The 26,998-nt window shown below is 59.9% G+C and carries 22 protein-coding genes and 4 pseudogenes; 8 read left to right on the top strand and 18 right to left on the bottom strand.

Going from position 1 to position 26,998, the window contains the following annotated elements; all coding sequences use genetic code 11:
* Window positions 1-147: 147 nt before the first annotated feature.
* Complete coding sequence (smfY, locus tag ITX55_RS00820; RefSeq protein WP_072627535.1) at window positions 148-1,620, bottom strand: multidrug efflux MFS transporter SmfY; 1,473 nt, start codon at window positions 1,618-1,620, stop codon at window positions 148-150.
* Window positions 1,621-1,747: 127 nt separating this feature from the next.
* Between smfY and ITX55_RS00825 the strand changes: the two genes are divergently transcribed.
* The gene (locus ITX55_RS00825; protein ID WP_108680888.1) at window positions 1,748-2,311 is read left to right on the top strand and encodes a TetR/AcrR family transcriptional regulator; all 564 of its coding nucleotides are present in this window, start codon (window positions 1,748-1,750) and stop codon (window positions 2,309-2,311) included.
* A gap of 142 nt (window positions 2,312-2,453) precedes the next feature.
* Here ITX55_RS00825 and ITX55_RS00830 read toward each other — a convergent pair whose 3' ends face one another.
* The 5 genes and pseudogenes from ITX55_RS00830 to ITX55_RS00850 all read right to left on the bottom strand — a co-directional run bounded on the left by ITX55_RS00830 (window position 2,454) and on the right by ITX55_RS00850 (window position 8,606).
* Window positions 2,454-3,461 (bottom strand): substrate-binding domain-containing protein, encoded by a 1,008-nt coding sequence (locus tag ITX55_RS00830; protein ID WP_033643292.1) that lies wholly within the window; start codon window positions 3,459-3,461, stop codon window positions 2,454-2,456.
* Between the two features lie 33 nt (window positions 3,462-3,494).
* The gene (locus ITX55_RS00835) at window positions 3,495-4,532 is read right to left on the bottom strand and encodes an ABC transporter permease (protein WP_197752024.1); all 1,038 of its coding nucleotides are present in this window, start codon (window positions 4,530-4,532) and stop codon (window positions 3,495-3,497) included.
* Between the two features lie 17 nt (window positions 4,533-4,549).
* Window positions 4,550-6,056, bottom strand: a pseudogene (locus tag ITX55_RS00840) (sugar ABC transporter ATP-binding protein).
* Window positions 6,050-7,567 (bottom strand): xylulokinase, encoded by a 1,518-nt coding sequence (gene xylB, locus ITX55_RS00845; protein ID WP_197752023.1) that lies wholly within the window; start codon window positions 7,565-7,567, stop codon window positions 6,050-6,052. Before xylB ends, ITX55_RS00840 begins: the two are co-directional and overlap by 7 nt.
* A gap of 4 nt (window positions 7,568-7,571) precedes the next feature.
* On the bottom strand, window positions 7,572-8,606 hold the full coding sequence (locus ITX55_RS00850) for an NAD(P)-dependent alcohol dehydrogenase (protein WP_197752022.1): 1,035 nt from the start codon (window positions 8,604-8,606) through the stop codon (window positions 7,572-7,574).
* Window positions 8,607-8,834: 228 nt separating this feature from the next.
* On the opposite strand from ITX55_RS00850, the gene ITX55_RS00855 reads away from it, so the two are divergent.
* Window positions 8,835-9,389: a D-lyxose/D-mannose family sugar isomerase gene (locus ITX55_RS00855; RefSeq protein ID WP_033643287.1), complete on the top strand. Its 555-nt coding sequence runs from the start codon at window positions 8,835-8,837 to the stop codon at window positions 9,387-9,389.
* Window positions 9,390-9,460: 71 nt separating this feature from the next.
* Entirely contained in the window at window positions 9,461-10,462 is a 1,002-nt protein-coding gene (locus tag ITX55_RS00860) for a LacI family DNA-binding transcriptional regulator (RefSeq protein WP_069100711.1), read from the top strand.
* A 38-nt stretch (window positions 10,463-10,500) separates the two neighbouring features.
* Here ITX55_RS00860 and ITX55_RS00865 read toward each other — a convergent pair whose 3' ends face one another.
* On the bottom strand, window positions 10,501-11,460 hold the full coding sequence (locus ITX55_RS00865; protein WP_197752021.1) for a DMT family transporter: 960 nt from the start codon (window positions 11,458-11,460) through the stop codon (window positions 10,501-10,503).
* A 91-nt stretch (window positions 11,461-11,551) separates the two neighbouring features.
* Between ITX55_RS00865 and ITX55_RS00870 the strand changes: the two genes are divergently transcribed.
* Entirely contained in the window at window positions 11,552-12,406 is an 855-nt protein-coding gene (locus ITX55_RS00870; RefSeq protein ID WP_197752020.1) for a LysR family transcriptional regulator, read from the top strand.
* Between the two features lie 109 nt (window positions 12,407-12,515).
* On the opposite strand, the pseudogene ITX55_RS00875 reads toward ITX55_RS00870, so the two are convergent.
* Window positions 12,516-12,811 (bottom strand): annotated as a pseudogene (locus ITX55_RS00875) (YciI family protein).
* A gap of 176 nt (window positions 12,812-12,987) precedes the next feature.
* Here ITX55_RS00875 and ITX55_RS00880 point away from each other — a divergent pair.
* Together ITX55_RS00880 and tonB are read left to right on the top strand one after the other, a co-directional pair.
* Window positions 12,988-13,641, top strand: coding sequence for an epoxyqueuosine reductase QueH (locus ITX55_RS00880; RefSeq protein WP_072627542.1), 654 nt, complete (start codon window positions 12,988-12,990; stop codon window positions 13,639-13,641).
* 235 nt (window positions 13,642-13,876) lie between these two features.
* On the top strand, window positions 13,877-14,620 hold the full coding sequence (tonB, locus tag ITX55_RS00885; RefSeq protein ID WP_033643281.1) for a TonB system transport protein TonB: 744 nt from the start codon (window positions 13,877-13,879) through the stop codon (window positions 14,618-14,620).
* A gap of 70 nt (window positions 14,621-14,690) precedes the next feature.
* Here the strand turns inward: tonB and yciA are convergent, their stop codons facing one another.
* The gene (yciA, locus tag ITX55_RS00890; protein ID WP_004932085.1) at window positions 14,691-15,119 is read right to left on the bottom strand and encodes an acyl-CoA thioester hydrolase YciA; all 429 of its coding nucleotides are present in this window, start codon (window positions 15,117-15,119) and stop codon (window positions 14,691-14,693) included.
* 76 nt (window positions 15,120-15,195) lie between these two features.
* On the bottom strand, window positions 15,196-15,735 hold the full coding sequence (locus tag ITX55_RS00895; protein WP_033643280.1) for a septation protein A: 540 nt from the start codon (window positions 15,733-15,735) through the stop codon (window positions 15,196-15,198).
* Between the two features lie 221 nt (window positions 15,736-15,956).
* Between ITX55_RS00895 and ITX55_RS00900 the strand changes: the two are divergent.
* Window positions 15,957-17,659 (top strand): annotated as a pseudogene (locus tag ITX55_RS00900) (SulP family inorganic anion transporter).
* Window positions 17,660-17,709: 50 nt separating this feature from the next.
* Here the strand turns inward: ITX55_RS00900 and ITX55_RS00905 are convergent.
* On the bottom strand, window positions 17,710-18,462 hold the full coding sequence (locus ITX55_RS00905) for a YciC family protein (protein ID WP_033643278.1): 753 nt from the start codon (window positions 18,460-18,462) through the stop codon (window positions 17,710-17,712).
* A gap of 34 nt (window positions 18,463-18,496) precedes the next feature.
* Window positions 18,497-18,937 (bottom strand): YkgJ family cysteine cluster protein, encoded by a 441-nt coding sequence (locus ITX55_RS00910; protein WP_108680878.1) that lies wholly within the window; start codon window positions 18,935-18,937, stop codon window positions 18,497-18,499.
* Window positions 18,938-19,223: 286 nt separating this feature from the next.
* Here ITX55_RS00910 and ompW point away from each other — a divergent pair, with 286 nt between their 5' ends.
* Entirely contained in the window at window positions 19,224-19,856 is a 633-nt protein-coding gene (gene ompW, locus ITX55_RS00915; protein WP_099785823.1) for an outer membrane protein OmpW, read from the top strand.
* Window positions 19,857-19,900: 44 nt separating this feature from the next.
* Here ompW and ITX55_RS00920 read toward each other — a convergent pair whose 3' ends face one another.
* From ITX55_RS00920 to ITX55_RS00950, 6 genes and pseudogenes are all read right to left on the bottom strand, one after another.
* Entirely contained in the window at window positions 19,901-20,215 is a 315-nt protein-coding gene (locus tag ITX55_RS00920) for a BON domain-containing protein (protein ID WP_046898934.1), read from the bottom strand.
* 218 nt (window positions 20,216-20,433) lie between these two features.
* The gene (gene trpA / locus ITX55_RS00925) at window positions 20,434-21,240 is read right to left on the bottom strand and encodes a tryptophan synthase subunit alpha (RefSeq protein ID WP_047574957.1); all 807 of its coding nucleotides are present in this window, start codon (window positions 21,238-21,240) and stop codon (window positions 20,434-20,436) included.
* Window positions 21,240-22,445, bottom strand: a complete 1,206-nt coding sequence (gene trpB, locus ITX55_RS00930; RefSeq protein WP_187181470.1) for a tryptophan synthase subunit beta — start codon at window positions 22,443-22,445, stop codon at window positions 21,240-21,242. The genes trpA and trpB overlap by 1 nt, the downstream gene beginning before the upstream one ends.
* A gap of 26 nt (window positions 22,446-22,471) precedes the next feature.
* Complete coding sequence (gene trpCF / locus ITX55_RS00935; RefSeq protein WP_089191876.1) at window positions 22,472-23,833, bottom strand: bifunctional indole-3-glycerol-phosphate synthase TrpC/phosphoribosylanthranilate isomerase TrpF; 1,362 nt, start codon at window positions 23,831-23,833, stop codon at window positions 22,472-22,474.
* Between the two features lie 3 nt (window positions 23,834-23,836).
* Window positions 23,837-25,433, bottom strand: a pseudogene (gene trpD, locus ITX55_RS23940) (bifunctional anthranilate synthase glutamate amidotransferase component TrpG/anthranilate phosphoribosyltransferase TrpD).
* On the bottom strand, window positions 25,433-26,995 hold the full coding sequence (locus ITX55_RS00950) for an anthranilate synthase component 1 (RefSeq protein WP_042784677.1): 1,563 nt from the start codon (window positions 26,993-26,995) through the stop codon (window positions 25,433-25,435). Before ITX55_RS00950 ends, trpD begins: the two are co-directional and overlap by 1 nt.
* Between the last annotated feature and the right edge of the window lie 3 nt (window positions 26,996-26,998).

A 26,998-nucleotide genomic window follows, 5' to 3' on the forward strand; every position in this document is an offset into this window, starting at 1 on the left:
GCTGTTACAGTAACCGGATTTATCGCAGGGTTAAACACGATAACAGGCATCATTGCCATCGCTCAAACCGATGACGATAAATCCGTCGAGCAAATTGCCGAATCAGTTTACGCAGGATCCGCAGGCGAAAAAAGCCGCTTTTATCGGTTACTTGCGCAGCGCCAGTTTTACCACGCCGGCGCCCAGCGCCATTAACAGCGCGGCGGCGATCAGCACCATGATAAACGCGCGATCGAAGGCCAAACGGGCCAACTGCGTCAGCTGCTGCGCGCGATCGGCCGCCATCCCGGCCGCCAGGCGCAACGCCTCGTCGATGCTGTCGTAGGCCAACTCGCTGACCGGCAGCTCCGCCGGCAGCGCCAGACTATGGCTGTAGACCGCCGTCATCAGCCCGCCGAGCAACGTCACGCCCAGTACGCCGCCCAGCTCGTAGGAGACGTCTTCGATAGAGGCCGCCATGCCGGATTTCTCCTCCGGCGCGTTCAGCATGATGGCGGTGGACGCGGCGGTGATCACGCCGCCGAGACCAAAGCCCACCAACGCCAGGCTCACCAGCTGCAGCGCCATGCTGCTTTGATACAACAGGGCGAGGGCGGCGATGCCGAAGGCGGTCAGGGCGAAACCGCCGAGGATGATGCTGCGTTCGCCATAGCGCGGCAACAGTAAACCGGCCATCGGCCCCGCCAGCGCCGAGGCCAGCGGGATCGGCAAAATAAACAGCGCCGCCTGCAGCGGACTGAGGCCGAGCACCAGTTGCAATCGCTGGCTGAGCACCAGCTCGACGCCGATCAGGGCCACCATCGACAGCAGCGCCACGCCGATGCCGCCGGCGAACAGCCGGTTGCGAAACAGGGAGAAATCGATCATCGGGTGGGCGCTGCGCTGCTGGCGACGCACGAACAGCGCCAGGAACAGGATGCCGATCAGGGCCGCTGCGAGCAACGCGCTGACGTCAGGCGCCGGCTTACTCAGTTCCTTCAGCGCATAGATAGCGCCGACCAGACCGATCATGATCTGCACCGAGCCGACGATATCGGCGGGGCGCGGGTTATCGCCGCCGCAGCGGGGGATCAGTTTCCACGCCAGCGGCCAGACCAGCAACACCACCGGTACGTTGATCAGGAACACCGATCCCCACCAGAAATACTCCAGCAGCAGGCCGCCGACCACCGGGCCGATGGCCGCGCCGCCCGAGGCCACTGAAGCCCAGATGCCGATCGCCAGCGCGCGTTCGCGTTCGTCGGTAAAGACGTGGCGCACGATGGACAGCGTGGCGGGCATCATCATTGCCGCGCCAACGGCGAGGAACACCCGTGCAGCGATCAGCCATTCGGCGGTTGGCGAAAACGCGGCGCACAGCGAAGCGACGGCAAACACCGGCAGCCCGGCGAGAAACAGCCGTTTATGGCCGACGCGATCGCTCAGCATGCCGGCGCCGGGCAGCAGCCCGGCGACCACCAGCGGGTAGGCGTTGACGATCCAGAGTTTTTGCGAGGCGCTGGCGTCCAGCGCCTGGGTTAAACGTGGCAGAGCGGTATAGAGCACTGTCATGTCGATAACAATCAGGAAAAGGGCGCTGGCGACCATCGTCAGGATCAACCAGCGGTTCTTGGCGTACATAAGTCATAATCCAGTTTACGTGGGCGGCGCGAAGGCGCAGCCATTGCGGTAACCCTCCGGCGATGCCGGGTGGTATACTGGTGATAATATATATCCATACGTTCGTATTGAAAAGAAGGGTTTCTTAATGGGACGTCAACGCAGCATCGATCGCGACAAGGTTTTGGACACCGCCGAAGAGATCGTCGCCACCCAGGGCGCCGCCGGTTTGACCATCGACGCCGTCGCCAAAGCGATGGGGATCTCCAAGGGCGGGGTGCAGTATTGCTTCGGCAGCAAAGACGCCCTGATTGACGCGATGTTCGATCGCTGGGGCAGCGCCTATGAAACGCTGTTCGCGGAGATCGCCGGCGACGATCCTTCGCCGCAGACCGGCGTGCGGGCGCATATGTTGGCTACCCAAAGTTCGGATCAGACCGCCAGCGCCAAGGCCGCCGGGTTGATGGCGACGCTGATTCAAACGCCGGAGCATCTGGCGAGCACGCGCGAATGGTACCGCAGCCGCATCGCCGGTTTGGATTTGACGACGGAAGAAGGCAAGCGTGCGCGCCTGGCGTTTCTCGCCACCGAAGGCGCCTTTATGCTGCGTTACTTTGGTTTGATGGATATCGACCAGACGGAATGGGAAACGATGTTCGCCGATATGCAGGCGTTGATTTTAACGGGCAGCGCCTATCGCACTGATAGCTAGTAAAGCGTGCGGCGAAAGGCGTATGTTTATCACACAAGATATTCCCTCGAAGAACTTTTTAGCCAGCCCCTCCGTGCTGGCTTTTTTTTGCCTGCGGCAAGCTTCGGAACAAAGGCCCCCTGAGGGCAGGGGGCGCCGGACATTACTTGCGCGCGTCCAACAGTTGCTGGGCATTCTCTGCGGTGACGACGGTCCACGGAATATAATAATGCTTCTGCGTGCCGCCCTCCCATTTCAGATCTTTGGCGTACTGTTTCCAGATATCCGACTGTGGTTGATAACTTTCCCCTTTCACGGCGCGCAGCGCGACGTCGATGGAACCCTGCATCTGGCCTTTGGCATCTTGCAGGATAGAGACCATTTCACCGGCCTGCACCGCATGAATCGCGTCGGAAACGCCGTCGACGCCCGCAATGGCAAAGTCTTTCACGTTCAGGCCGGCCCCTTTAATCGCTTCGATGGCGCCCAGCGCCATCTCGTCGTTCTGGCCAATCACGCCGTTGATTTTGCCCCGGTGTTTCTGCAGCCAGTTTTCCATCAGCGGCTGCGCTTCAGCGCGTGACCAGTTGGCCGTTTTACGTTCAAGCACGGTCACCTGGCCGGCGCCGCACTCGGCAATCGCTTTATCATTGCCCTTGCCGCGCTGGATCTCGCCGCTGCCGCCTTTCGGGCCTTCGATAATCACCACGTTCACCTTCTGGTTCTTGCAGTCGAGTTTGTCCAGTACGGCTTTGGCTTCCAGGTATCCCCCCAACTCGTCATTAGACACCACTTCAGACGTCATCGCGTCCGTGTTCAGGCGCGCGTTGGTGACCACCACCGGGATTTTGGCTTCGTTGGCATTAGTGACGATATCGATATTGGCCTCAAAATCCATCGGGTTGACGATAATGGCATCGGCGCGCGTTTGGATAGCGGTGGCGGCCTGATCGTTTTGCACCGATGCATCATAACGCCCATCGTAGAAGGTCAGCACCGCTTCGCCGCTTTTCACCGCCGGGTGTTCTTTCCCGAACCTTTCCATCAATTGCACGAACTCGGCTTTGTTGCCGTACATCAATACCGCGATTTTAACCGGGGCGGCCTGAGCCGCCGACAGGCTGCCGAACAGCATGGCAGAGGCAAACAACGCTATCTTGGTCTTATTCATGGTTTTCTCCTGGTAGAGTTGGGTCTGATGTTATTAATCGCGCTGTTGCTTACGCGATGGGTCGAGCAAGACGGCAAGAACGATCAATGCGCCTTTGATAATTTGTTGGTAGTACGATTGCACGCCGAGCAGATCGAGGCCGTTATTCATCACCCCGATAATCAGCACGCCGAAGAAGGTGCCGACCAGCGTACCGACGCCGCCGGCCATGCTGGTGCCGCCGATCACCACCGCCGCGATGGCGTCCAGCTCATACCCAGCGCCGGCGTTGGTTTGCGCCGAACCGGTGCGCGCGGTGAGGATCAGGCCGGCGATGCCGGCCAGCGCGCCGCACAGCGTATACACCAGTATTTTGATGCGCGTGACGTTAATCCCCGAGGTGCGCGCGCTTTTCGGGTTGCCGCCGACGGCGTAGATGTAGCGCCCGAAGAGGGTTTTATTCAGCACGAGCCAGGCGAGGGCGAACAGCACGATGAAGATGATGACGGGCACCGGAACGCCGCCGACATAGCCATTGCCTAACCAGCGGAAATCGCTGTTCAATTGCGATACCGGATTGCCGTTGGTGGTCAACATGGTTAACCCGCGCGCCGCGGAGAGCATGCCCATGGTGACGATAAACGGCTGCAGCCGGTAGCGAGCCAACACGGTGCCGTTCACCAGGCCGCAGACGATGCCGATCCCCAGCGCCACGATCAGCGGCGCCATAACGGCGGTCGCGGTATCGCCGATAGCCAATCCGCTGTTGTTGGTGGCGAAGCGGGCGGCGACGATGCCGCTTAACGCCAGCACCGAGCCGACGGAGAGATCGACGCCTGCCGTGATGATGACGAAGGTCATGCCTATCGCCAGAATGCCGTTGATCGAGACCTGGCGCAGTACGATCAGGGTGTTTTCATTGCTGAGAAAATAATTGCTGCTCCAGGCCCCCTGGGCGACCTGATATTCGCCAATCAGCGCCACGATCAGGCACAGCGCGATGAAGGCGATGATAATGCCGTATTTGTGCATACGGCGCTTATTGCGGGTGAAAAATGACATTCCTGGTGATAAGGAGTGGGCGCTGCTCATTTGTTTTTCTCTCTCTGTTAAACCGCAAGTTTCATCAGTGCTGCCTGAGTCGCATCGGCTGCCGAAAGCTCGCCGGCCAACTGCCCGTCACGAAACACCAGGATGCGATCGCTCATGCCGATAATTTCCGAAAGCTCGGAGGAAACCATGATGATCCCTTTGTTTTGCAAGGCGAACTCCGACATAAATCGATAGATCTCTTTCTTGGCGCCGCGTCGATACCGCGCGTCGGTTCGTCGAGCAGCAAAACCTCCGGATCCAGCAGCGCCCAGCGGCCCAGCACCACTTTTTGCTGGTTGCCGCCGCTCAGGTTGCCCACGGGCTGTTCACCATCGTGGGTTTAACGTTAAAGCGCTGGATCATGTCGCGGGTTCGCGCCTGCTCCCGTTTCTCGCTGACGAACCCCATTCGGCTGATGCCGGCAAAAGAGGCGATATTGATGTTTTCACTGACGGAACGGCACAGCACCAGGCCGGTTTCCTTGCGATCTTCCGTCACGTAGGCAATGCCGCTATCGATGGCCTCTCTCGGAGAATGGCGGTTCAGCGTCTTGTCGCCCAAGCGAATCGTGCCGGCGTCGGCATGCTGAATGCCGAAGATAAGATCGAGAAACTCGCTGCGGCCCGATCCCACCAGGCCGTAGATGCCCAGGATCTCGCCGTGCTTAAGCTGCAGGCTGATATCCTTTATCTTGCTGCGCCAACACAGGCCGTTGACCTCCAGCAAGACCTCTTCGCCGGGTTGATTGAACTTGGCGAACTCGCTGTCGTACTCGCCGCCGATAATGTGTTCGATCAACTGCTCGCGGGTAATGTCGGCGATATAGCCTTCATGGATATAGGCGCCATCGCGGAAAATGGTGTAGCTGTCCGCGATTTGGAATATCTCGGACAAACGATGGGAGACGTAGATAATGCCTTTACCTTTCGCCGCCAGTTGCTGAAGCGTCTGAAAGATTTTTTGCGCATCCTCTTCGCCAATCGCCGAGGTGGGTTCATCCATGATGATGATGTCGGCATTGGCGTGCGACAGCGCTTTGGCGATCTCGACCAGTTGCTGCTCGGCGACGCTCAGGTTGCGCATTTTTTCTCGGGCGTCGATCTTGAAATCAAGTTCCTCGAGCAGACGGGTGGTGCGTTGGTTGAGCGTCGCAAAGTCGACGAAACCCAGGCGTCTCGGCTCGCGGCCCAGCCAAATGTTTTCGGCCACCGTCAGATCCGGGATCGCGCTCAGCTCCTGCTGCACGATGGCGATGCCGGCATTGAGGGCTTCCCGGGGATGATGAAATTCACAGCGTTGACCATTGATAAAAATGTCGCCGCCATCGGGTTGAATAAAGCCCATCAGAATGCTGAGAAAGGTGGATTTCCCCGCGCCGTTGCCGCCGCACAGGGCATGGATGGATCCGCGCCGCAGGCAAAACTCGGCGTTCTTGAGCGCCACGACCGGGCCAAAGGCTTTCCTGACGCCGCTGACTTCCAGCAGGTAGGCAGGGGCTTGCGTATGGGGATCTCGCGTCACGATTGAACCTCCGGGTATGTCCGCTGCAAACGCTGCAGGTACCGTTGATAAAGCGTCTCGTATTGCGTTTGCCTGTCGGCGTTTGGCGTCGTGCGCGTGGCTTCATCCAGGGAAACGAAGCGTTGGCACAGTTCTGCCAAGAGCCCGGTGGCGTCCTGGTGCGGGCGATCGGCCAACGACGTCGCCCACATCGCCTGAATGGCGCCGCCCAGCGCGGCGGTCTCTTTGACGTTCAGGCAGACCACCGGGCACCCCATCACGTCCGCGACGATTTGTCGCCAGGCGGCGCTGCGGGCGCCGCCGCCGGTGAGGCGGATCTCGCGCGTTTCGATGCCCTGGCGGCGAAACAGCTCGATGCCATAGCGCAGGCCGTAGGTGGCGCTTTCAACCACCGCCAGGCAGAGATTGGCGCGAGTAAAATTGTCGCTATCGAGGTTATGCAGGCTGGCGCGCGCGTGGGGCAGCGGGGGAACGCGTTCGCCGTTGAAGAACGGCAGCATCTCGACGCCGCCGGCACCCGGCGCCGCCTGCGCCAATAAGCGGTTAAAGCCGTCAAGATCTTCGTCCAGCAGCGTCTGCATGGCCGTGGTGGCCGAGGTGACATTCATGGTGCATATCAAGGGCAGCCACCCGTTGGTGCTGGAGCAGAAACCGGCAATCATGTCGGATTCCGCCACAACGGGCGCGGCGGACCAGGCGAATAGCGTGCCGGAGGTGCCGAGGCTCAGGGTAACGGTGCCGGCCTCGATGTTGCCGGAACCGATAGCCGCCATCATGTTGTCGCCGCCGCCGGTCGAGACCCGAACGGCCGGGCCAAGGCCGAGCTTTTCCGCCGCGAAGGGGCGCACCGTGCCGATGCAGCATTCCGCGCTTTTGAGCGGCGGCAGGGCATGCCATAAACGGCCGCTGTCATCGATAAGATTGACGGCGGCTTGACTCCAGCTACGGGCGCGCACATCGAACAGCCCGGTGCCGGAAGCATCGCCATATTCCGCTACACGCTCCCCGGTCAACCAGAAGTTCAAATAATCATGCGGCAGCAGCACGGTGTGCAGTTTTGCCCAGAGCGCCGGATGGTGCGTCTTGAACCAAAGGATTTTTGACGCGGTATAACCGGTGGCGAGCCGCAGGCCGAGCTTGTCCAGCGAACCCTTGGCGCCGCCGAGCCGCTGCAGCAGCAGTTCGTTTTCCTCCGCGGTTTCGGTATCGCACCACAGCTTGACGCTGTGCAGCACGTTGCCGTCTGCGTCCAGCGGCACAAATCCATGCTGTTGGCCCGAGACCCCGAGAGCGTTAATTTCCCCGGCATCAATACCGGCGTTAGTCACGGCTTGATGAAACGCGGTGACCAACGCCTCAATCCACCAGTCGGCCTCTTGTTCGCGCCGGCCATTGGCTTGGCTGATGAGGCGGTGAGGGGCGCTGCCCTCACCGAGGATCACGCCCTGTGTGCTGTCGACAATCACGACTTTCGTGCCTTGCGTACCGCAGTCTATGCCAGCATAGAGCGCCATAGGATCACTCCATTTCCAGCATGATTTTGATGTCCGAGGCATGTCCCGCCGCCGCGCGCTCGAAGGCGGCCACGCTGTCGGAGAATTTGTAGGTTTGGCTTATCAACGGTTGGACGCGCAATTTGCCGCTGCTCAACAGCCGCAGTGTGCGCGGATACATGTTGGCGTAGCGGAAAATGGTCTTGAAGGTGATCTCCTTGGCCTGTGCGGCGACGATATCCATCGGCGCGACGTCGATCGGCATGCCGACCAGCACGGCGGTCGCCCCTGGCGCCGCATGTTCGGCCAGCGTAGCGATAGCCGGTTTTGCGCCGCTGCATTCAAACACGATATCGACGCCGTTGCCGCTGGTGAACGCAGCCACTTTACCCGCCAGGTCGCCGGTTTTGATATTGACGGCGTGCAGCCCTTCATAGCTGGCCGCCACGGCGAGTTTCTCGTCAAACAGGTCGCAGATAATGACGTCCGAGCAGCCACCCGCCAGCGCCGCGAGGGCGGTGACCACGCCGATCGGCCCAGCGCCGATCACCAGCGCGATATCGCCGGGTTTGATCCCGGCTTTGGTGGCCGCTTGCATGCCGATGGCCAGGGGTTCAACCATGGCGCCTTCAGCGAAACTGACGTTGTCCGGCAGTTTGAACGTGAATGCGGCGGGGTGGATGACGGTTTCGCGCAAACAGCCGTGCACCGGCGGCGTCGCCCAGAAGCGAACGGCGGGGTCCAGGTTGTAAATCCCGGCGCGCGTCTGCGCCGAGTTGAGGTCGGGAATGCCGGGCTCCATGCAAACGCGATCGCCGACGCTGAGGTGAGTGACGTTTTCACCTGTCGCGAGCACCACGCCGGCGGCCTCATGGCCGAGCACCATCGGGGCTTTGACCACAAACGGGCCAATGCGGCCATGCTGGTAATAGTGCACATCGCTGCCGCAGATGCCCACGGAATGAATTTTTATCTTTACATCGTCGGGCCCCAGCGTTTCGGCCAGTTGGACGTCCTCGATAGCGATTTCCCCCGCTTTGGCCAGCACTAATGCTTTCATATTGCCTCCTGGTGAATCATTTTTATGGTAACGGTATCATTTCAATGCGGCGATAGTGAGCCAATGCGGGTGGTTAAACTGTGATCAATGTTGGAATTACTCGACGAGAGTTAATTTTGCTGGCGGGTTGTTATTCAATATAGCGATGGTGGTCACAAAATCGGCGTGGCAATGACGGTTTTAATATCGGCCTGTTGATATCGATACCGTTACTTTACCGGGGGAATGATGAACAAACAACAAAGCGCCAGAGCCGCTACGCTGGAGTATTTGCGCCAGGCGGACATTATCTTGACCGAAGAAGAACAGCAACGCATTGAAATTGCGACGTTTGGTCTGGCCGACTATCCCGCGTCCGGGTTGCAGCTGCTGACCTACGTCAACTCACCTCGGTATTGCGCGAAAGAGCTGGTGCTGTTTCCTGGGCAGACTTGCCCGGAACATTTACACCCTCCCTTTGCCGGCACGCCCGGCAAGCAAGAGACGTTCCGTTGCCGTTGGGGAGAGGTGTTTTTGTTTGTCGATGATGAAAATCTGACGCCCAACGATCGCGGCGGCCAACCGGTATGCCGGGTGCCAGAGGGCGCGGAGCAGTGGTATACCTGTCATCGCTATATCCTCTTGCGGCCGGGGGAACAATACACCATTGCGCCCAATACCCGTCACTGGTTTCAGGCGGGGAAGCAGGGCGCGGTGGTGTCCGAGTTCTCTTCCGAGAGCCGTGACGAGTTGGATATTTTTACCGATCCGCGAATTAACCGTCTTGCCGGCGTAAACCATTAGCGCCAAGAACAAAGTTCTGTCATGATGCCGGGAATGATACAAAATGATACCTTCAAGCTAAGGAGCTGCATTTGGCCGTGGGTCGAGGACGGAAAGCGACGCTGGCTAGCGTCGCCGCACAGGCGAACGTCAGCAAAATAACCGCTTCGCGGGCATTTTCACAGCCGGACAAGGTCCATCCGGAAACGTTGAGGAGAATTCGGGAGACCGCCGCCGAACTCGGTTACGTGGTCAATGCCGCGGCGCGCAATCTGCGGGCGAAAAGCAGCAGAACCATTGGCATCGTCAACCCGGACATGGCCAACCCATTCTTTGGCGGCCTGACGCGCCTGATGACGCTTGAAGCGCAAAAGATGGGGTACGACACGCTGGTGTTCGACTCCTATGAGTCTCAGGAAAGCGAAGACAGGATCATCGACAAACTCATTGGCTACAACGTCGATGCGATCATTCTCTCGGTCATTTCCAACGATCATCTGTACCGGCCTTCCTACCTCAAACGTCTGGAAACGCTTAATATACCGGTGGTGTTGATCGATCGGGAATTGGAGAGTCACCACTGCAGCGGGGTGTATATTGATAATCTGGATTGCGGCCTTCAGGCGGGGCGTTGGCTTCTGGAACAGCAGGCGCAGCGGGTGGTGGTGATCTCCGGGCCGGAGAATTCCAACGTTGCGCGTGACAGGGTCACTGGCTTGCAGGCGGCATTGCAAGGGAAGGTGGCTTCGCTCGACGTGCGGTATGCCGATTTCTTTATGGATGCCGCCTGGCAAGAGACGAGCCGCTGGCTGGCCAATAACCCCGCCCCCGATTTTTTCGTCGGCTGCAATAACCAGATCTCGCTGGGCATCATCAAGGCCTGTATCGAACATCGGTTGCCGTTGATGCAGGACGTGTCGCTGTTCAGCATTGATGAGGTTTCACATGCCGAGATCTACGGTTTCCATTTCCCCTGCGTGTCACACGACTTGCAAGAGATCGCCTGGCAAGCGTTGAATCTGGCGATCCGCCGTATTGCCGATCCCGAGATAAAACCGGGCAAGGTGGTGGTACGGGGAAAACTCGTCGTGTAACGGTGCCCGGCAACGTGTAGCCGGCATCTCCGTTAACATTATCTGCCATTATTCATTTCAGCGCGTTCAATCCGGCCCCTCATCGGGGGGCGGATAAGCAGCCACAAGCCGCTCCCCGCCGTTGCTGCGCCCAGGAGCATAGGCCAGGAAAGGGGCTCATCGAACATTAACCATGCCCAGCAGAAGGTGACGAAGGGGCTGAGGAACAGCAGGCACGTCACACGCAATGCAGAGGTATGCCTAAGGCAGAACCAATACAAACCGTAACCGGCCAGGGTGGCCAAAAGCGCGGTCCAAAGCACGCCAATAACCAACCCTGTCGTCATGGTTGGCAGCAGCGGGCTTTCTGCGCCTGCCAGTGGGGCAAAAGCCAGCGCTGAAATCGCGCTTTGTATCCCCAACCTGGCGGGCAGGCTCACCGCTTGCGCCTGCAGCAGCCGTTGCTGCCACAGCGTCGCCAGTGCCAGTGACAGCATCCCCGCCAGCGGCAACAGGTAGCTCCACAATGGCGCACTTCCCCAGGAAATAGCACCGCCCGTCGCCAATATCACCCCGAGAGAGCCTAATGCCAGGCCGAGCCAGACGCGGCCATCGGGCAGCCGGCGTAGAAACAGCATGTTCAAGAGTGCGGTGCCGAGAGGGAGCAAATCGGCGATGAGCGCGGCCAACCCGGTCGGCACGCCGTACTCGATGCCTTTACTGACGCCGGTCAGGTATCCGGTCATGGCAAGCAGCCCGATCCCGGCATGAGCGGCTACCGACTGCGGCGAGGAGTGCCTGATGGCGCGAAGGCTAAACGGCATCAGCAGTAAAGCGACCACGACACAGCGCCAGAACGCCACCAGCAACACTGGCGCGTAATCGGCGGCGAAACGGATGCCGACAAAGCCCGAGCTCCAGGCGACGATCAGCAGGACTTCCGCTGCCGGCAACCAGACGGCGGCTTTGTCGCCCACCTTATCGCGGCAGGAAGGTGGACGAAATTCTGACAGGGGCATGGTGATCTTCTCCTTTTTCCCCAAGGGTAGTGAGCCGCTATAATTTAATAAATCGAATAATTTTCGTTCAGTTGTTTAATGGAGTTAAACCATGCGGCCAACCCTGGACATTAATCTTTTGCGCACTTTTCACGCCATCGCCCGTTTGGGGCAATTTCGTGCGGCGGCGGCCTTTGTTCATCGCAGCCCAGCCGCGGTGAGCGTTCATATTCAGCGTCTGGAACAGGTCGTGGGCGGCCGCTTGCTGGAGCGCGACAATCAGTCCGTCGTGTTGACGCCCTTAGGCGACAAACTGCTGGCCTCGACGCTCGGGCTGTTGAATGCCCACGACGATATTCTGCGTGAGCTGCAGGGCGCACCGCTGAGTGGGCACATCAAGCTGGGAGTGCCTGATGAATACGCATCACATGTCATGCGCGATGTGCTGCCGGCGTTTGCCACCCGTTTTCCTGCGGTGATGCTGGAGGTGTCTACGGCCGCCAGCCAGGCGTTGGTTGAACAGATTGGACGCAACCGGCTACAGCTGGCGTTGGCGGTGCTGCCGATGGGGGGACTGCGCCAGATGCCGCTTGCGGTGACTGCGCCGGTTTGGGTTGGCGGCCGCCGGTTGGCGCTGGATGTGGCCCAACCGATACCATTGGCGTTGCATGCCGCCGATTGCCCTTACCGAGAGGCTATGATCGATGCATTGAGCGGGGCGGGAAGGCATTGGCGAGTGGTTGTGAGCAGCCCTTCGGCCAGCGTGGTGGCTGCCGCCGTCGAGGCAGGATTGGCCGTCACGCTGCTCGACCGCGCACGCGTGACGGCGGCGATGCGGATCCTCGACGAATTGCCGTCGGTCGCTCCGCACGAAGTGCAGCTGCTGCGCTCTGCCGCTGCCGCCGGTCAATCGGCGGTGGCGATGCTGGAAAGCGTTATCGGTGAGTATTTCCGGGGCGGAACATGAATATCGACCGCGTGGGGAAGACGACCCGAGCGCGACGGTCAAGCAGAGGTGTGGCTAGCGCCGGAAACGCCGTATAGCGGGGCGTTCCCGGTATTCGGAGGGCTGGAGATCAGAACACCTGTTTGAACGGCTTCACCGTCACGTCGGCGTAGACGCCGGCGGCGACGTACGGATCCTGCTGCGCCCAGGCCTGGCTTCCGCCAGTGAGGCGAACTCGGCGATCACCGTTGAACCGGTGAAGCCGGCGGCGCCGGGATCGTTACTGTCGATGGCCGGGTTGGGGCCGGCGACCACCAGACGGCCGGCATCACGCAGCGCCTGCAGGCGCGCCAGATGTGCCGGGCGCACCGCCAGACGGTTTTCCAGTGAGTGGGGAACGTCTTGCGCGTAGATCAGATAAAGCATATTTCACCTGTAAAATCATGGCTATAAAACGGTGCTACCAAGGTAGCGCAAAAGGCGCGGCAGGGGAACGGCGCGCGGTGAATTTATGGGGGGGATTGGCGCTTATGCCTTGAAGCCGCTACTTTTTATTCGTATAGTGCGGCGCGCTTAAACAGATATGCCATTGAGGTGAGGACATGACGGAACTGGTAAGGGAAAAACTCGATTTGCCTGCGGGCAAAAGCAAACTGCTGCTGCATTCTTGCTGTGCGCCCTGTTCCGGCGAGGTGATGGAAGCGATCCAGGCGTCCGGCATCGAGTACGCTATTTTCTTCTATAACCCCAACATTCACCCGCAAAAAGAGTATTTGCTGCGTAAGGAAGAGAACATCCGTTTCGCCGAAAAGCACGGGGTGACGATCATCGATGCCGATTATGACACCGACAACTGGTTCGAACGCGCCAAGGGCATGGAACATGAGCCGGAGCGCGGCATTCGCTGCACCATGTGCTTCGACATGCGTTTTGAGCGCACGGCGCTGTATGCGCATGAGCACGGTTACGACACCATCTCCAGCTCGCTCGGCATCTCGCGCTGGAAGAACATGCAGCAGATTACCGACTGCGGCATTCGGGCGGCGGAAAAGTATCCCGATCTGGTGTATTGGGATTACAACTGGCGCAAGAAGGGCGGCGCGGCCCGCATGATAGAGATCAGCAAGCGCGAACGCTTCTATCAGCAGGAATACTGCGGCTGCGTCTATTCGCTGCGCGACACCAACCTGCACCGCAAAGCGCAAGGGCGGCCGCTGATCAAACTGGGCGTGCTCTACTATGGTGATGAAGAATAACGCTTAATTACTGCAATCCACCCGCTACGGCGGGTTTTTTATTTTTTAGCGCCGTCTGAACGTTAACGAAGCGTGTTGATTCGGCGGTAAAAAAGCAACGTTCAGGTTAATATCCTTATGAGTTTGCTGGTTTTCGCCGCGGAGACTGACGATTAAAGCGATAGTTTGCCTTTCGTTATTGAATATGATTGCTATTTGCATTTAAACTTGGCGAACCAGAGGAAACAGAATCATTATGCCGCTAAAAAAGATGTTCCTTAATCGCCGTATATCCGTGCCTTTCGTCTTGTCCGTAGGCCTGCACAGCGCCCTGGTGGCGGGACTGCTTTACGCTTCGGTAAAAGAAGTGGTTGAGCTGCCAAAGCCTGAAGAGGCGCCGATCAGCGTCATGATGGTCAACACCGCCGCGATGGCTGAACCGCCGCCGCCTGCTCCGGCAGAACCGGAGCCGCCGCAGGTGGAACCTGAGCCGGAACCTGAACCAGAACCTATTGTGGAGCCGCCGCCGAAGGCGATTGTAAAACCGGAGCCGGTCAAGCCGAAACCGAAGCCCAAGCCAAAGCCGAAGGTAGAAAAACCGGTGAAACCGGAGCCGAAGAAGGTCGAGCCGCGCGAGCCTTCGCCGTTCAATAACGACTCGCCGGCCAAACCGATCGATAAAGCGCCGGTGAAACAAGCGCCCGCCGCGCCGGTACAGGGCAACTCGCGCGAAGTCGGGCCAAAACCGATCAGCCGTGCGGAACCGATTTATCCGCCGCGCGCCAGAGCCTTGCAGATCGAAGGCAACGTGCGGGTGCAGTTCGATGTCGACAGCGATGGCCGCGTGACCAACGTGCGCATCTTGTCGGCTGAGCCGCGCAATATGTTCGAGCGAGAAGTGAAACAGGCGCTGCGCAAATGGCGGTATCAAGCCAAAGAAGCGAAGGATCTTATCGTCAATATTCGTTTCAAGCTGAACGGCACCACCGAAATGAACTGATTTCGGTTTGCGCCAAGAAAAAAAGGGTCGCCTCGGCGACCCTTTTTGCATTTGCGGCGCAGCCGCAGGCTTACTCTTCGAAGCCGACGCGGAAATTCATTTTACCCTCAGGCAGCGCGCGCGAGTTGCCTTCCGCATCGACCGCCACGTAGGTGAACACCGCTTCGGTCGCCCGGTAGCGTTGGCCGATTGGGGCGGAGGAGACTTTCTTTACCCATACTTCGATATTGATGGTGATCGAGCTGCGCCCGGTGCGGATGCAGTGCGCATAGCAGCAAACCACGTCGCCTACCGCCACCGGTTTCAGGAAGGTCATGCCGTCTACGCGTACCGTCACTACGCGCCCCTCGGCGATCTCTTTTGCCTGGATGGCGCCGCCGATGTCCATTTGCGACATCAGCCAGCCGCCGAAAATATCGCCGTTGGCATTGGTATCGGCCGGCATCGCCAGCGTGCGCAGCACCAGCTCGCCGCTGGGTAAAGGTCGTTGTTGTGTCATAGCAGTCTGCTTTTAAAAGGAGGGAATCACATCATACTGCCCGCGGCAAGCGCCGCAGGCATTAACAAATTTGTAACTATTTTTTCTGTTCTGCCGGCATGTGCCGGTAAATATAGATGCCGCTGAGCAGGGTGAATACCAGCGTCAGCACCGTCAGGCCAAAGACTTTGAAATTGACCCAGACGCTTTGCGGCAGCCAGAAGGCGACATAGATGTTCGCCAGGCCGCAGGCCAGGAAGAAGAGGGCCCAGGCCAGGTTGAGGTTGCTCCACACTTTGTCCGGCAGCGTCAGCTCTTTGCCCAGCATGCGCTGAACCAGCGGCTTTTTGAGCACCCACTGGCTGATCAGCAGCGCCAGCGCGAACAGCGCGTAAATCACCGTCACTTTCCACTTGATGAATAAATCGTTGTGGAACACCAGCGTCAGGGTGCCGAACACCAGCACCATCAGGAAGGTGATCAGCGTCATCTTCTCGACCTTGCGGTATTTCACCCAGGTGAACACCAGCGCCAGCGCGGTGGCGACGATCAATGCGCCGGAAGCGACGTAAATGTCGTACAGCTTGTAAAAAGCGAAAAAGACAATTAACGGGAGGAAATCAAGAAACTGCTTCATAAATCAATCCATCATCTGTTCATCGGCCGACTATACCGGATTCGGCGAGTTCTGTGTACCGCCGGGCGCTGCCGATTATCGGCGTTTGGCCGGCGGATTTCTGCCGCGAAAGCAGGAATTTGCATAAACTTACGCAAGAAAGCACGGGCGCATTGCCAGCGCTGGCCGCAGATCGCATAGTAAGTGCCATAATAACCAGATAATTTACCGCGGAAAACAGCATGCAGTGGAAATCTCTCCAGGCCCTGACGCCTGGTTTGACGCATTTATTGGGCTATCAACGCAGTTGGCTCAAACCGGATATGCGCGCCGGTCTTTCCGTCGCCGCCGTCGCCTTGCCGGTGGCCATCGCCTATGCCGAACTGGCCGGGGTTAGCCCGGTGGTGGGGCTTTATTCCTGTATCTTGCCGATGGTGGCCTATGCGCTGTTCGGTTCGTCACGCCAGCTGATCGTCGGGCCCGATGCCGCCACCTGTGCGGTGATCGCCGCGGTGGTGACGCCGCTGGCGGCGGGCAATATGGAACGCCATTGGCAGTTGACCATCATGATGACCGCGATGATGGGCGGCTGGTGCCTGTTGGCCAGCCGGTTCAAGCTGGGGGCGCTGGCGGATCTGCTGTCGCGGCCGATCCTCAGCGGGCTGCTGAACGGCGTGGCGCTGACCATCATCGTCGATCAGATCGGCAAGGTGTTGGGGTTCACAGTGCGCCCGGCGCAGCTGATCGAGCGCATCTACGCGCTGCCGGCCAACCTGTTGCACAGCGACTGGCTGACGATGGCGGTGTCCTTGCTGACGCTGGTGACGCTGCTCGGATTTAAAAAATGGCGGCCTAACTGGCCGGCGCCGCTGTTCGCCATCGTGCTGGCGGCGTTCGTCACCTGGGCGGGCGGATTGCAGCAGTATGGCGTGGTGACGGTGGGCGGTTTCAGCGGCGTGTTGCCGATCGTCCAGTGGCCGGACTTTCAGCCCGGGCTGCTGCGCGACATGGTGATCCCGGCGCTCAACCTGGCGGTCGTGAGCTTTGTCAGCATGATGCTGACGCCCGCAGTTTCGCGGCCAAAAACGGCTATGAGGTCAACGCTGACGCTGAGTTTCGCGCGCTGGGGATGGTGAATATCGTCTCCGCATTGTCGCAAGGCTTCGCCATCAGCGGGGCGGATTCGCGCACCGCGGTGAATGACGCCAACGGCGGCAAGAGCCAGCTCGTGTCGATCATCGCCGCCGCGGTGATCGCTTTCGTCTTGCTGTTCCTGATGGCGCCGCTGCAGTTTATTCCGGTGGCGGGATTGGGCGTGGTGCTGATGTATGCGGCTTGGTCGCTGCTGGATTTTCGCGGCATCTGGATCTTGCGCCGCCGCAACGCGCAGGCTTTCCGCCTGGCGATATTTACCTTCCTCAGCGTCTTGTTGGTCGGGGTGATCAGCGGCATCGGGCTGGCGGTGTTGCTGGGGCTGATGCAGTTTCTGCACACCGTCTTTCGGCCGACGGAACAGCTGCTGGGCGTTAACGACGAAGGCATGATCCATTCCATGGGCAACAACAATGGGGTGAAGGCGGTGCCCGGCGTCATGATGTATCGCTTCAATTCGCCGCTGACCTACTTCAACGTGGCCTACTTCAAACGCCGCATTCTCAATTTGGTCGACAGTACGCCATTCCAGCCGCGCTGGGTGGTGGTGGACGCGGTGGCCAGCTTTACCCATGCCGATATCAGCGTGCTGGCGGCCATCGACGAACTGAAACGCGATCTGTTGCAGCGTAACGTCAAACTGGTGCTGGCCGGGCGCCGTACTGAACTGACGCGCTGGTTCCGCATCAATCGGTTGGGACGGGACAAGGAGCTGATTTTGGTGCCGGATCTCTATCTGGCGCTAAAGCTGATTCAGAGTAAGGAACAGGCGGAAGCCGCGGCGGTGGGGTAAACAAAAAGGGGCGCGCCGAAGCGTGCCCCTGGGCATTTGTTGCGCCGGCGTTAGCCGCGCAGCAGCATATACAAACGGAACAGATAGATCAGCAGCAGGGCGGAGACCAGGTTGCTTAACGCGGTCAGCACGACGCTGGCCACGTTCGGCGTCAGCACTGACAGATGGCTCACTAAAAACAGCACCAGCAGCTTGGCCGCCAACCACAGCATCATTGCCGGCACAATCACGCGCGCATTGGCGAAGGCCAATTTGCTGCTCAGCTTGAGTGAAGCGAAGACGCCTTTCTTGTCGACGGAGGCGATCACCGGCGCCAACGCGAAGGCGATAGCCATGATCACGCCCGGCACCACGAACAGCGTCAGGCCGAGCTGGATCAGCAAGGTGCAGATAAACAGCAGCAGCAGCAGGCGCGGCAGATCGGGCGCCGAGGCGCCGAGCGCGCGCAGGGCGCTGGTGCGTTGCCCCTGAGACACCAGACGGATCAACGTCAGCATCCCACCGACCAGCAGCACGTTGCCGACCAGCGCGGAGAACGTGGCGGCGGCCGACACTTTCAGCAACACCATCTGCTGTTCCGGCGTCATCTGCTGGATCACGTCCTGAATGCCCATGCCGGTCGACGACGCGAAATCGCTGGTGGAGGCGGCCAGCGTCGCCAACTGTTCGGCATCGGGGCTGAAAGCTTGGTTCAGCAGCACCGAGATAAACGCCGTCAACAGCGCCAGCATCAGGATGCTGGCCAGTTGATTGCGTAAAAAGTTAAAACTGTCACGGTACAAAGCGTTGGCCGTGATAGGCATGCAGACTCCTTGGCGTCGAGAAAACAGAGATAAATCAGTGGGTGATTGTACCCTGTTCCACGCCGCTGTGGCACCCCGCGAATTGCACTACGTCTATTTCTTCAACGATCGTCGTCTCAGGCAACGACAGCGGCAAGGGCACCGGCAAGGGGGGCAGGCCGTAGCGTTCTCGAGCGCGATCGCAGGCTTCGTTGCGCAGGCCGTTTTCACCGGACTGATCGAACTCTCTGCACGGGCTGGGCCGATTAAGATAAATCGAGCACGACACGGCTTTGCCAATCTCGCCGTCCAGCGCGGTGCAGCGCGGAGACTTGCTGTTGGTCCCCTGCATGCAGCGCAGGAACGGGGTCAGAGGCTCCGTCAGGGAAAGGGGAACGGCGCCGCCGCCGTCTTCGGCTTCGGCCCAATAGAATGACACTCGAAAATAACCGCAGCATGCGCCGCAGCTGACACAGGGATTAAGGATTTCGCTCATCTTGATTGCCCGCCGACTCCTCACGGCACCAACCAAAACCAACACGGAAGATGAAATTACCTCAGCCGTATTTTTTTCCGCAACTGAAATTTGAACATGTAGATAATTTGCAACAAAATCGTTTTTTTGATGCAGATCAATCCTTGATTTATTAAGCGGTTAGGTAACCTTGTTTTTGGTGGGATTTTAAAATTTTACACATAAGATGTGATCTCGATGGGATCACAAATACCCGAAAGTAGGTATATTCCCCCTCGAGAGATTAACCACACAAATGGAATGGATAATGAAAAAGACAACTCTGGTGGTATTGGCGACGATGATGGCGCCTATGTTGGCAAGTGCGCATCAGGCCGGTGATTTCCTGTTCCGTGCGGGCACCGCGACGGTGCGTCCAAATGCGGGCTCGGACAACGTATTGGGTTTGGGATCGCTGGATGCGAAAAACAATACCCAGCTCGGTTTGACCTTCGGTTATATGGTGACGGACAACATCGGCGTTGAGTTGTTGGCCGCGACACCGTTCCGCCACAAGGTTACCCTGGGCGGCACCGATCTGGCGACCGTTCATCAACTGCCGCCTACGCTGATGGCGCAATACTACTTCGGCGACAAGCAGGACAAACTGCGTCCTTATCTGGGCGTCGGCGTTAACTACACCACTTTCTTCGACGAGAAGTTCAACGACTACGGCAAAAGCGCCGGGTTGAGCAACCTCGATCTGAAAGACTCCTGGGGCGTGGCGGCGCAGGCCGGTCTGGATTACAACCTGGATGAGCACTGGATGCTGAACATGTCGGTGTGGTGGATGAACATCGAAACCAAAACGCGTTTCAACGACGCGAGCGGTGGGCACCACAGCTTCGATACGCGGTTGGATCCGTGGGTGTTTATGTTTGGGGCGGGTTACCGCTTCTGATGAAGGCCGCAAACAGGGAGGCATTGCGCCTCCCTGTGTCGGTATTATTTAACCTGCATGACGTTTTCAACAGATTTCACGCCGGCCACGCCGCGTGTGACCTGCACCGCACGGTTGGCGTCATCGCTTGACGTCACGAAGCCGCTCAACTGCACGCGTCCTTTAAAGGTTTCCACGCTGATTTCGCGCGACTTAATGTTTTTATCCGCCAGCAGCGCCGATTTCACTTTGGTGGTGATCACGGTGTCATCGATATAACCGCCTGTTCCCTCCGATTTCGCCGTCGGTGCGCAAGCGCTCACCGCGACCGCCACAACGGCTGCCATGCACAAGGCCGAAAGGGTTTTAAACAGCTTCATAAATTACTCTCCATGCAATGTTATGGTTGAAATTCGATGCGGTTTTTTCGCCGCAGCGAGCGCATTCCCCAAATCAAATGAAGAAATGCATAGCGAACAATGTTTATTGTGAGACAAGACGCGGGTTTGTTCAAATTTTTGCTGTAAATAAATAGAACAAACTTTGAGGGGAAACAAGCTGTTAAAGCGAGCGCCGGCAAGGCGCTCGCCGAAGGGGATCACGCGCGGGTCGCGTGCTTCATCGCGCTGACGAAGGCCGCCAGCTTGGTCAGCATTTCCGCCGGGTTGGCATGGTGCCGTTCGATGATTTTGACGATTGCCGATCCGGAGATGGCGCCGGCGGCGCCGGCCTGCAGCGCAGCCTTCACCTGCTCGGGCTCGGAGATGCCGAAGCCCTGCAGCGGCGGCGCGGCGTGATACTCGCGCAGTTTGTTCACCAGGTGATGCAGCGGCAACTGCGCCCGGCTTTCGGTGCCGGTGACGCCGGAACGCGACAGCAGGTAGGTGTAGCCGCGACCGTGTGAAGCGATCTCTCGCAGCAGATCGTCGTCGGCGTTCGGCGGGCAAATGAAGATGGGCGCGATACCGTGGCGCACGGCCGCGGCGCGGAACGGCGCCGATTCTTCAAACGGCACGTCGGCGACCAGCACCGAATCCACGCCCACTTCCGCACAGCGTTGGTAAAAGGCATCGATGCCCTTATGGAACACCAAATTGGCGTACATCAGCAGGCCGATGGGAATGGTCGGGTGCTTCTGACGAATGGCCGCCAGCAGCTCGAAACACTGGGTCGGCGTAACGCCGGCGGCGAAGGCACGCAGCGTCGCGCTCTGGATGGTTGGGCCATCCGCCAACGGGTCGGAGAAGGGGATACCCAGCTCCAGCGCGTCCGCGCCGGCTTCGATCAGGGTGTCGATAATCTGCAGCGACAGCGCCGGATTAGGATCGCCCAGCGTCACGAACGGGACGAAGGCGCCTTCCTTGCTGCTTTCCAGACGCGTGAACAGTTGCTGATAACGTTCCATCAGATTTCTCCCCGTGCTTTCAAAATGTCGTGAACGGTAAATATGTCTTTGTCGCCGCGGCCGGACAGGTTGACCACCAGGATTTGCTCTTTTTGCGGCGTTTCACGGATCATTTTCAGCGCGTGCGCCAGGGCGTGTGAGGATTCCAGCGCCGGGATGATGCCTTCATGGCGCGACAGCGCCTTGAACGCTTCCAGCGCTTCGTCGTCGGTGATCGACACGTATTCGGCGCGACCGGTGCTGTTCAGGTAGGCGTGTTGCGGCCCGACGGACGGGAAGTCCAGCCCGGCGGAGATTGAATAGGATTCTTCAATCTGGCCTTCGGCGGTCTGCATCATCGGCGCCTTCATGCCGAAATAGATGCCGACGTGGCCATGCTTGAGCGGCGCGCCGTGCTGGCCGGTCTCGATGCCCAAACCGGCGGGTTCCACGCCGATCAGCCCAACGTCGACGTCATCGATAAAATCGGCGAACATACCGATGGCGTTGGAGCCGCCGCCGACGCAGGCGATGACCGCATCCGGCAGGCGGCCTTCGCGCTCCAGCACCTGCGCTTTGGTTTCTTCGCCGATCATGCGCTGGAATTCACGCACGATAGTCGGGTACGGATGCGGGCCGGCGGCGGTGCCGAGCATGTAGTGCGCGGTTTCATAGCTGCCGGACCAGTCGCGCAACGCTTCGTTGCAGGCGTCTTTCAGGGTGGCGGAGCCGCTGTGCACCGGGATCACTTCCGCGCCCATCAGCCGCATGCGGAACACGTTCGGCGACTGACGCTCAACGTCTTTGGCGCCCATATAGATGCGGCATTTCAGGCCGAGCAGCGCGCAGGCCAGCGCCGACGCGACGCCGTGTTGGCCGGCGCCGGTTTCCGCGATGATCTCGGTTTTGCCCATGCGCTTGGCCAGCAGGGCCTGGCCCAGTACCTGGTTGGTCTTGTGCGCGCCGCCGTGCAGCAGATCTTCCCGCTTCAGATAGAGCTTGGTGTTGCTGCCGGCGGTGAGATTTTTGCACAGCGTCAGCGCCGTAGGGCGGCCCGCGTAGTTCTTCAACAGATCGATGAATTCCGCCTGAAACGCCGGATCGCGCTGAGCGCTGACAAAGGCTTCTTCGAGTTGTTTCAGGGCCGGCATCAGAATTTGCGGTACGTATTGACCACCAAATTCGCCGAAGTAGGGGTTAAGCAGCGTCATGAGAGTTCCCGTCATTATCCGTTATTAATGTAGAGCCGTATTCAGTAAGCGCGCAGGGTTTGGAAGACCGAGGCCAGGCGCGCGGGATCTTTGATACCCGGTTCGCTTTCCACGCCGGAATTGAAGTCCAGCCCGGCGCAGCCGAGCTTGGCCGCTTCGACGCAGTTGTCGGCGCGCAGACCGCCCGCCAGCATAACGTTGGTCAGATCTTCGCCTTGCAATACCGACCAGTCGAAGCGTTGGCCGGTGCCGCCTGCGCCGTTGTCCAGCAGATAGCGATCGACATGCTGCAGATCGCGCGCCGGCACCCGTTCTTTCACGCTCAGCGCTTTCCAGATGCGGCAATCGGCCGGCAAGCGGGCGCGCAGGGCGCTGATATAGGCCTGGTCCTCCGCGCCGTGCAGTTGCACCGCCTGCAGACCGAGGCGCTCTACGGTCAGCGCCACGGTATCAAGCTGGGCGTCGCAGAAGACGCCGACGTACTTCAGCGGCGCGCCGGAAATGACTTCGCGGGCGCGGACGATATCCACATAGCGCGGCGAGCGGCCGACGAAAATCAATCCGCCGTAGATGGCGCCGGCCTGATACGCGGCGGCGGCGTCCTGTGGGCGAGTCAGGCCGCACACTTTATTGTCGCCCAGGATCACACGGCGCACGGCGGCGCGCAGATCGGGTTCCGACATCAGCGCGCTGCCGATCAGGAAACCGTTGGCGTAGTGGCTGAGCTCGCGGATCTGCCCGTAATTGTTGATGCCCGACTCGCTGATCACCGTCACCCCATGCGGCACGCGCGGCGCCAACTGCCGGGTGCGGTCCAGATCGATGCTCAGATCGCGCAGATCGCGGTTATTGATGCCGACCACGCGGGCTTCCAGCGCGATCGCCCGCTGCAGCTCCTCTTCACTGATCACTTCGGTCAGCACGCCCATATTGAGGCTGTGGGCCACCGCCGCCAGCTGGCGGTACTGTTCGTCGGTCAACACCGACAGCATCAGCAGGATAGCGTCGGCCTGATAGTAGCGCGCCAGGTAAATCTGATACGGGTCGATGATAAAGTCTTTGCACAACACCGGTTGGCTGACGGTTTTGCTCACCAGCGGCAGGAAATCAAAGCTGCCCTGGAAGTATTTCTCGTCGGTCAGCACCGAGATCGCCGAGGCGAAATCTTTATAGACCGTGGCGATCTCCACCGGATCAAAGTTCTCGCGAATCAGCCCCTTGGAAGGCGAGGCCTTCTTGCATTCGAGAATGAAAGCCGTACGGGTGCCCTGCAGCGCGTGGTAGAAGCTGCGTTCGCTCGGTACGATGTCATTCTGAAAGCCGGCCAGGGGCTGTTGCTGTTGTCGCGCCGCGATCCATTGCGCTTTGTCGCGGACAATCTTGTGTAGCACGGTTTCCTGCATTATTTATCCTCTTGCCGCCAGTGCGATGACACGCTCATAGGCCTGCCCGCTGTTGATCATATCCAGTGCCTGCCGCGCATTTTGGCGCAGGTCTTCATGTCCGAATAACTTCAGAAGCAACGCGACGTTGGCCGCGACCGCCGCAGCGTGCGCCGGCTCGCCTTTACCTTGTAACAGCCGCGCCAAAATGTCACGGTTTTCTTCCGGCGTGCCGCCCAGCAAGGCCTCCAGCGGATAGGTTTCCAATCCGAAGGACTGCGGCGTGAGCTGATAACTGCAGATTTCGCCGTTGTTCAATTCCGCCACGTGCGTTGGGGCGTGGATCGCCACCTCGTCCATGCCGCCGCCGTGAACCACCGCCGCGCGCTGATAGCCCAGCACGCGCAGGGTTTCGGCGATCGGCAGCACCAGTTCCGGGCTGTAAACGCCGATCAGCGCCAGCGGCGGACGCGCCGGGTTGATCAGCGGGCCGAGCACGTTGAACAGCGTGCGGGTCTTCAACTGCTGGCGTACCGGCATGGCGTGACGGAAGCCGGTGTGGTACTGCGGCGCAAACAGGAAGCACACGCCAAGATCGTCCAACGCCTTGCGCGCCTCTTCCGCCGGCAGATCCAGACGGATACCGAATGCCGCCAGCAGATCCGAAGAGCCGGAGCGGCTGGAGACGCTGCGGTTGCCGTGTTTGGCGATTCTCGCGCCGCACGCCGCCGCCACAAAGGCGCTGGCGGTGGAAATATTGATGCTGTTGGTGCCGTCGCCGCCGGTGCCGACGATATCGGCAAACAGATAGTCAGGGCGCGGGAACGGTTGAGCATCTTCCAGCAGCGCTTTGGCGGCGCCGGCGATCTCTTCCGGGCGCTCGCCGCGGACTTTCATGCTGATCAGCGCCGCCGCCAGTTGGCTCGGCTCCAGTTCGCCGCGCACGATGGCGCTGAACAGCTGTTGGCTTTCCTGCTGGCTCATCGATTCAGCGCGGTACAGTTTCTCAAGGATAGGTTGCATCGTCGTGTTCCTTTTATGACTTCGCCAGCGCCCAGGCCAGGGTCTGCTCAAGCAGGCGCGCGCCATGGGTGGTCAGAATCGATTCCGGGTGGAACTGGAAGCCGCATACGCGGCGGCGATCGTCGCGTACCGCCATCACCATCTCGCCGAATCGGGCGTTGACGGTCAGATCGGCCGGGATGTTGCTGCCGACCAGCGAGTGGTAACGCGCCACCGGCAACGGGTTGGCCATGCCGGCGAACATGCCTTCACCGTCGTGAACGATCGCCGAGGCTTTGCCGTGCAGGATTTCCCCCGCCTGGCCGACCTGGCCGCCATAGGCTTCGACGATCGCCTGGTGGCCGAGGCAGATGCCGATGATCGGCAGCCGGCCGCGCAGGCGTTGCAGCAGTTCCGGCATGCAGCCCGCTTCGGAAGGGGCGCCGGGGCCCGGCGACAGCATCAGCACCGGCTGTTCCATCTGCGCCAGACGCTCGATGATCACCTCGGCGGCGATCTGGTTACGATAAATCACCACCTGGTGGCCGCTGGCGCGCAGCTGATCGACCAGGTTGTAGGTAAAGGAGTCGACGTTGTCGAGCAGCAGGATATCGGCCATCAGAACACCTCCTTGGCATGGTGCGCAGTGGCGATGGCGCGCAGCACGGCACGGGCTTTATTACGGGTTTCGTCGGCTTCCGCCTGCGGGATGGAGTCCAGCACGACGCCGGCGCCGGCCTGCACGGTGGCGATGCCGTCTTCGACGTAGGCTGAGCGAATGACGATGCAGGTATCCAGATCGCCGGTGGCGGTAAAGTAGCCTACCGCGCCGCCGTAGCTGCCGCGGCGCGTGCCTTCGGAGGCGGCGATCAGCTGCATCGCCCGCACTTTGGGCGCGCCGCTCAGGGTGCCCATATTCATGCAGGCCTGGTAGGCGTGCAGCACGTCGAGATCGGCGCGCAGGGTGCCCACCACGCGGGAAACCAGGTGCATGACGAACGAATAGCGATCCACTTTGGTCAGGTCGGCCACGTAGCGGCTGCCGGCCTGGCAGATGCGCGCCAGATCGTTGCGCGCCAGATCGACCAGCATCAGGTGCTCGGCCAGCTCTTTGTGGTCGGTGCGCATTTCCAGCTCGATGCGGCTGTCGAGATCCAGATCCAGTGAACCATCGGCTCGGCGGCCGCGCGGGCGGGTGCCGGCGATCGGGTAGATTTCGATCTGGCGATTGCCCGCGTCGTATTTCAGCGCGCTCTCCGGCGAAGCGCCGAACAGGGTGAACTCGTCATCTTGCATGAAGAACATGTACGGGCTGGGATTGTTGTCTTTCAACGTCTGGTAGGCCGCCAGCGGCGCCGGGCACGGCAGGGAGAAGCGGCGCGACGGCACCACCTGGAAAATCTCGCCGTGACGGATCGCTTCCTGCAGCCCGCTGACCACCGCGCCGTACTCTTCGTCGCTCTGGTTGCAGCTCAGCTGCATGTTTTCCAGCTTTTGGTGCGGGATTGGCTGCGGGGTTTGTTTCAATTCGGTCTGCAATTGCGCCAGACGCTGCTGCAGGCGTTGTATTTCACTCGCTTGCTCGCTGAAGACGCTGGCCTGCAATCGGGCGGAACCGCGTTGATGATCCAGCACCAGCAGGGTTTCCGCCAGATAGAAGCAGAAGTCCGGGCAACGTTGATCCTGGCGCAGCGCCGGCAGGTTTTCGAAACCGGCGACCAGATCGTAGGCGAACAGGCCGCCCAGCATCACGGCTTCACGCTCGTCCGCCGGGGAGTCGACCAGGGTCAGCAGCGTGCGCAGCGCGTCGAATACCGACAGGGAGCGCAGGCGCGCGTCTTCGTCCTGCACCTCGTCGATCGCCGGGAAGGTCAGCTCGCGGCCGTTTGGGCGCGCCTGAATACTGACCTCGGGCGGCAGCGCTTCGTCCAGCAGCGGCAGCAGCGCCGCGCCATTGGCGGTGAGCGCCTGCACGCTGACGGTGTGACCCAGCGCGGTGATGCGCAGCGCGCTGTCGATCACCAGCAGGCTCTGCAGATTCTGTTTACTGTTGATTTCCGCCGATTCCAGCAGCAGGGTGGCCGGCCGGGCGCCGCACAGCTGGTGGAAAAGGGTGGTGGGATCGCCCCGGTAACTGGCCTGCGCCTTCAGTAATGTCAATTGTGGTTTGATGTTCATCATCGG

Origin of the sequence: Serratia sp. EWG9 (genome assembly GCF_019913725.1) — a bacterium.
Lineage (GTDB): Bacteria > Pseudomonadota > Gammaproteobacteria > Enterobacterales > Enterobacteriaceae > Serratia > Serratia ureilytica.

Excerpts from the sequence above, each read along its gene's own strand:
- ITX55_RS00950 (WP_042784677.1), bottom strand. The coding sequence starts at position 26,995 with ATGATGAACATCAAACCACAATTGACATTACTGAAGGCGCAGGCCAGT.
- ITX55_RS00835 (WP_197752024.1), bottom strand. The coding sequence starts at position 4,532 with ATGAGCAGCGCCCACTCCTTATCACCAGGAATGTCATTTTTCACCCGC.
- smfY (WP_072627535.1), bottom strand. The coding sequence starts at position 1,620 with ATGTACGCCAAGAACCGCTGGTTGATCCTGACGATGGTCGCCAGCGCC.
- ITX55_RS00865 (WP_197752021.1), bottom strand. The coding sequence starts at position 11,460 with ATGCCCCTGTCAGAATTTCGTCCACCTTCCTGCCGCGATAAGGTGGGC.
- tonB (WP_033643281.1), top strand. The coding sequence starts at position 13,877 with ATGCCGCTAAAAAAGATGTTCCTTAATCGCCGTATATCCGTGCCTTTC.
- yciA (WP_004932085.1), bottom strand. The coding sequence starts at position 15,119 with ATGACACAACAACGACCTTTACCCAGCGGCGAGCTGGTGCTGCGCACG.
- ITX55_RS00850 (WP_197752022.1), bottom strand. The coding sequence starts at position 8,606 with ATGAAAGCATTAGTGCTGGCCAAAGCGGGGGAAATCGCTATCGAGGAC.
- ITX55_RS00830 (WP_033643292.1), bottom strand. The coding sequence starts at position 3,461 with ATGAATAAGACCAAGATAGCGTTGTTTGCCTCTGCCATGCTGTTCGGC.
- trpB (WP_187181470.1), bottom strand. The coding sequence starts at position 22,445 with ATGACGGGAACTCTCATGACGCTGCTTAACCCCTACTTCGGCGAATTT.
- ITX55_RS00905 (WP_033643278.1), bottom strand. The coding sequence starts at position 18,462 with ATGCCTATCACGGCCAACGCTTTGTACCGTGACAGTTTTAACTTTTTA.
- ITX55_RS00910 (WP_108680878.1), bottom strand. The coding sequence starts at position 18,937 with ATGAGCGAAATCCTTAATCCCTGTGTCAGCTGCGGCGCATGCTGCGGT.
- ITX55_RS00855 (WP_033643287.1), top strand. The coding sequence starts at position 8,835 with ATGAACAAACAACAAAGCGCCAGAGCCGCTACGCTGGAGTATTTGCGC.
- trpA (WP_047574957.1), bottom strand. The coding sequence starts at position 21,240 with ATGGAACGTTATCAGCAACTGTTCACGCGTCTGGAAAGCAGCAAGGAA.
- ITX55_RS00870 (WP_197752020.1), top strand. The coding sequence starts at position 11,552 with ATGCGGCCAACCCTGGACATTAATCTTTTGCGCACTTTTCACGCCATC.
- ITX55_RS00825 (WP_108680888.1), top strand. The coding sequence starts at position 1,748 with ATGGGACGTCAACGCAGCATCGATCGCGACAAGGTTTTGGACACCGCC.
- ITX55_RS00880 (WP_072627542.1), top strand. The coding sequence starts at position 12,988 with ATGACGGAACTGGTAAGGGAAAAACTCGATTTGCCTGCGGGCAAAAGC.
- ITX55_RS00895 (WP_033643280.1), bottom strand. The coding sequence starts at position 15,735 with ATGAAGCAGTTTCTTGATTTCCTCCCGTTAATTGTCTTTTTCGCTTTT.
- trpCF (WP_089191876.1), bottom strand. The coding sequence starts at position 23,833 with ATGCAGGAAACCGTGCTACACAAGATTGTCCGCGACAAAGCGCAATGG.
- ompW (WP_099785823.1), top strand. The coding sequence starts at position 19,224 with ATGAAAAAGACAACTCTGGTGGTATTGGCGACGATGATGGCGCCTATG.
- xylB (WP_197752023.1), bottom strand. The coding sequence starts at position 7,567 with ATGGCGCTCTATGCTGGCATAGACTGCGGTACGCAAGGCACGAAAGTC.
- ITX55_RS00920 (WP_046898934.1), bottom strand. The coding sequence starts at position 20,215 with ATGAAGCTGTTTAAAACCCTTTCGGCCTTGTGCATGGCAGCCGTTGTG.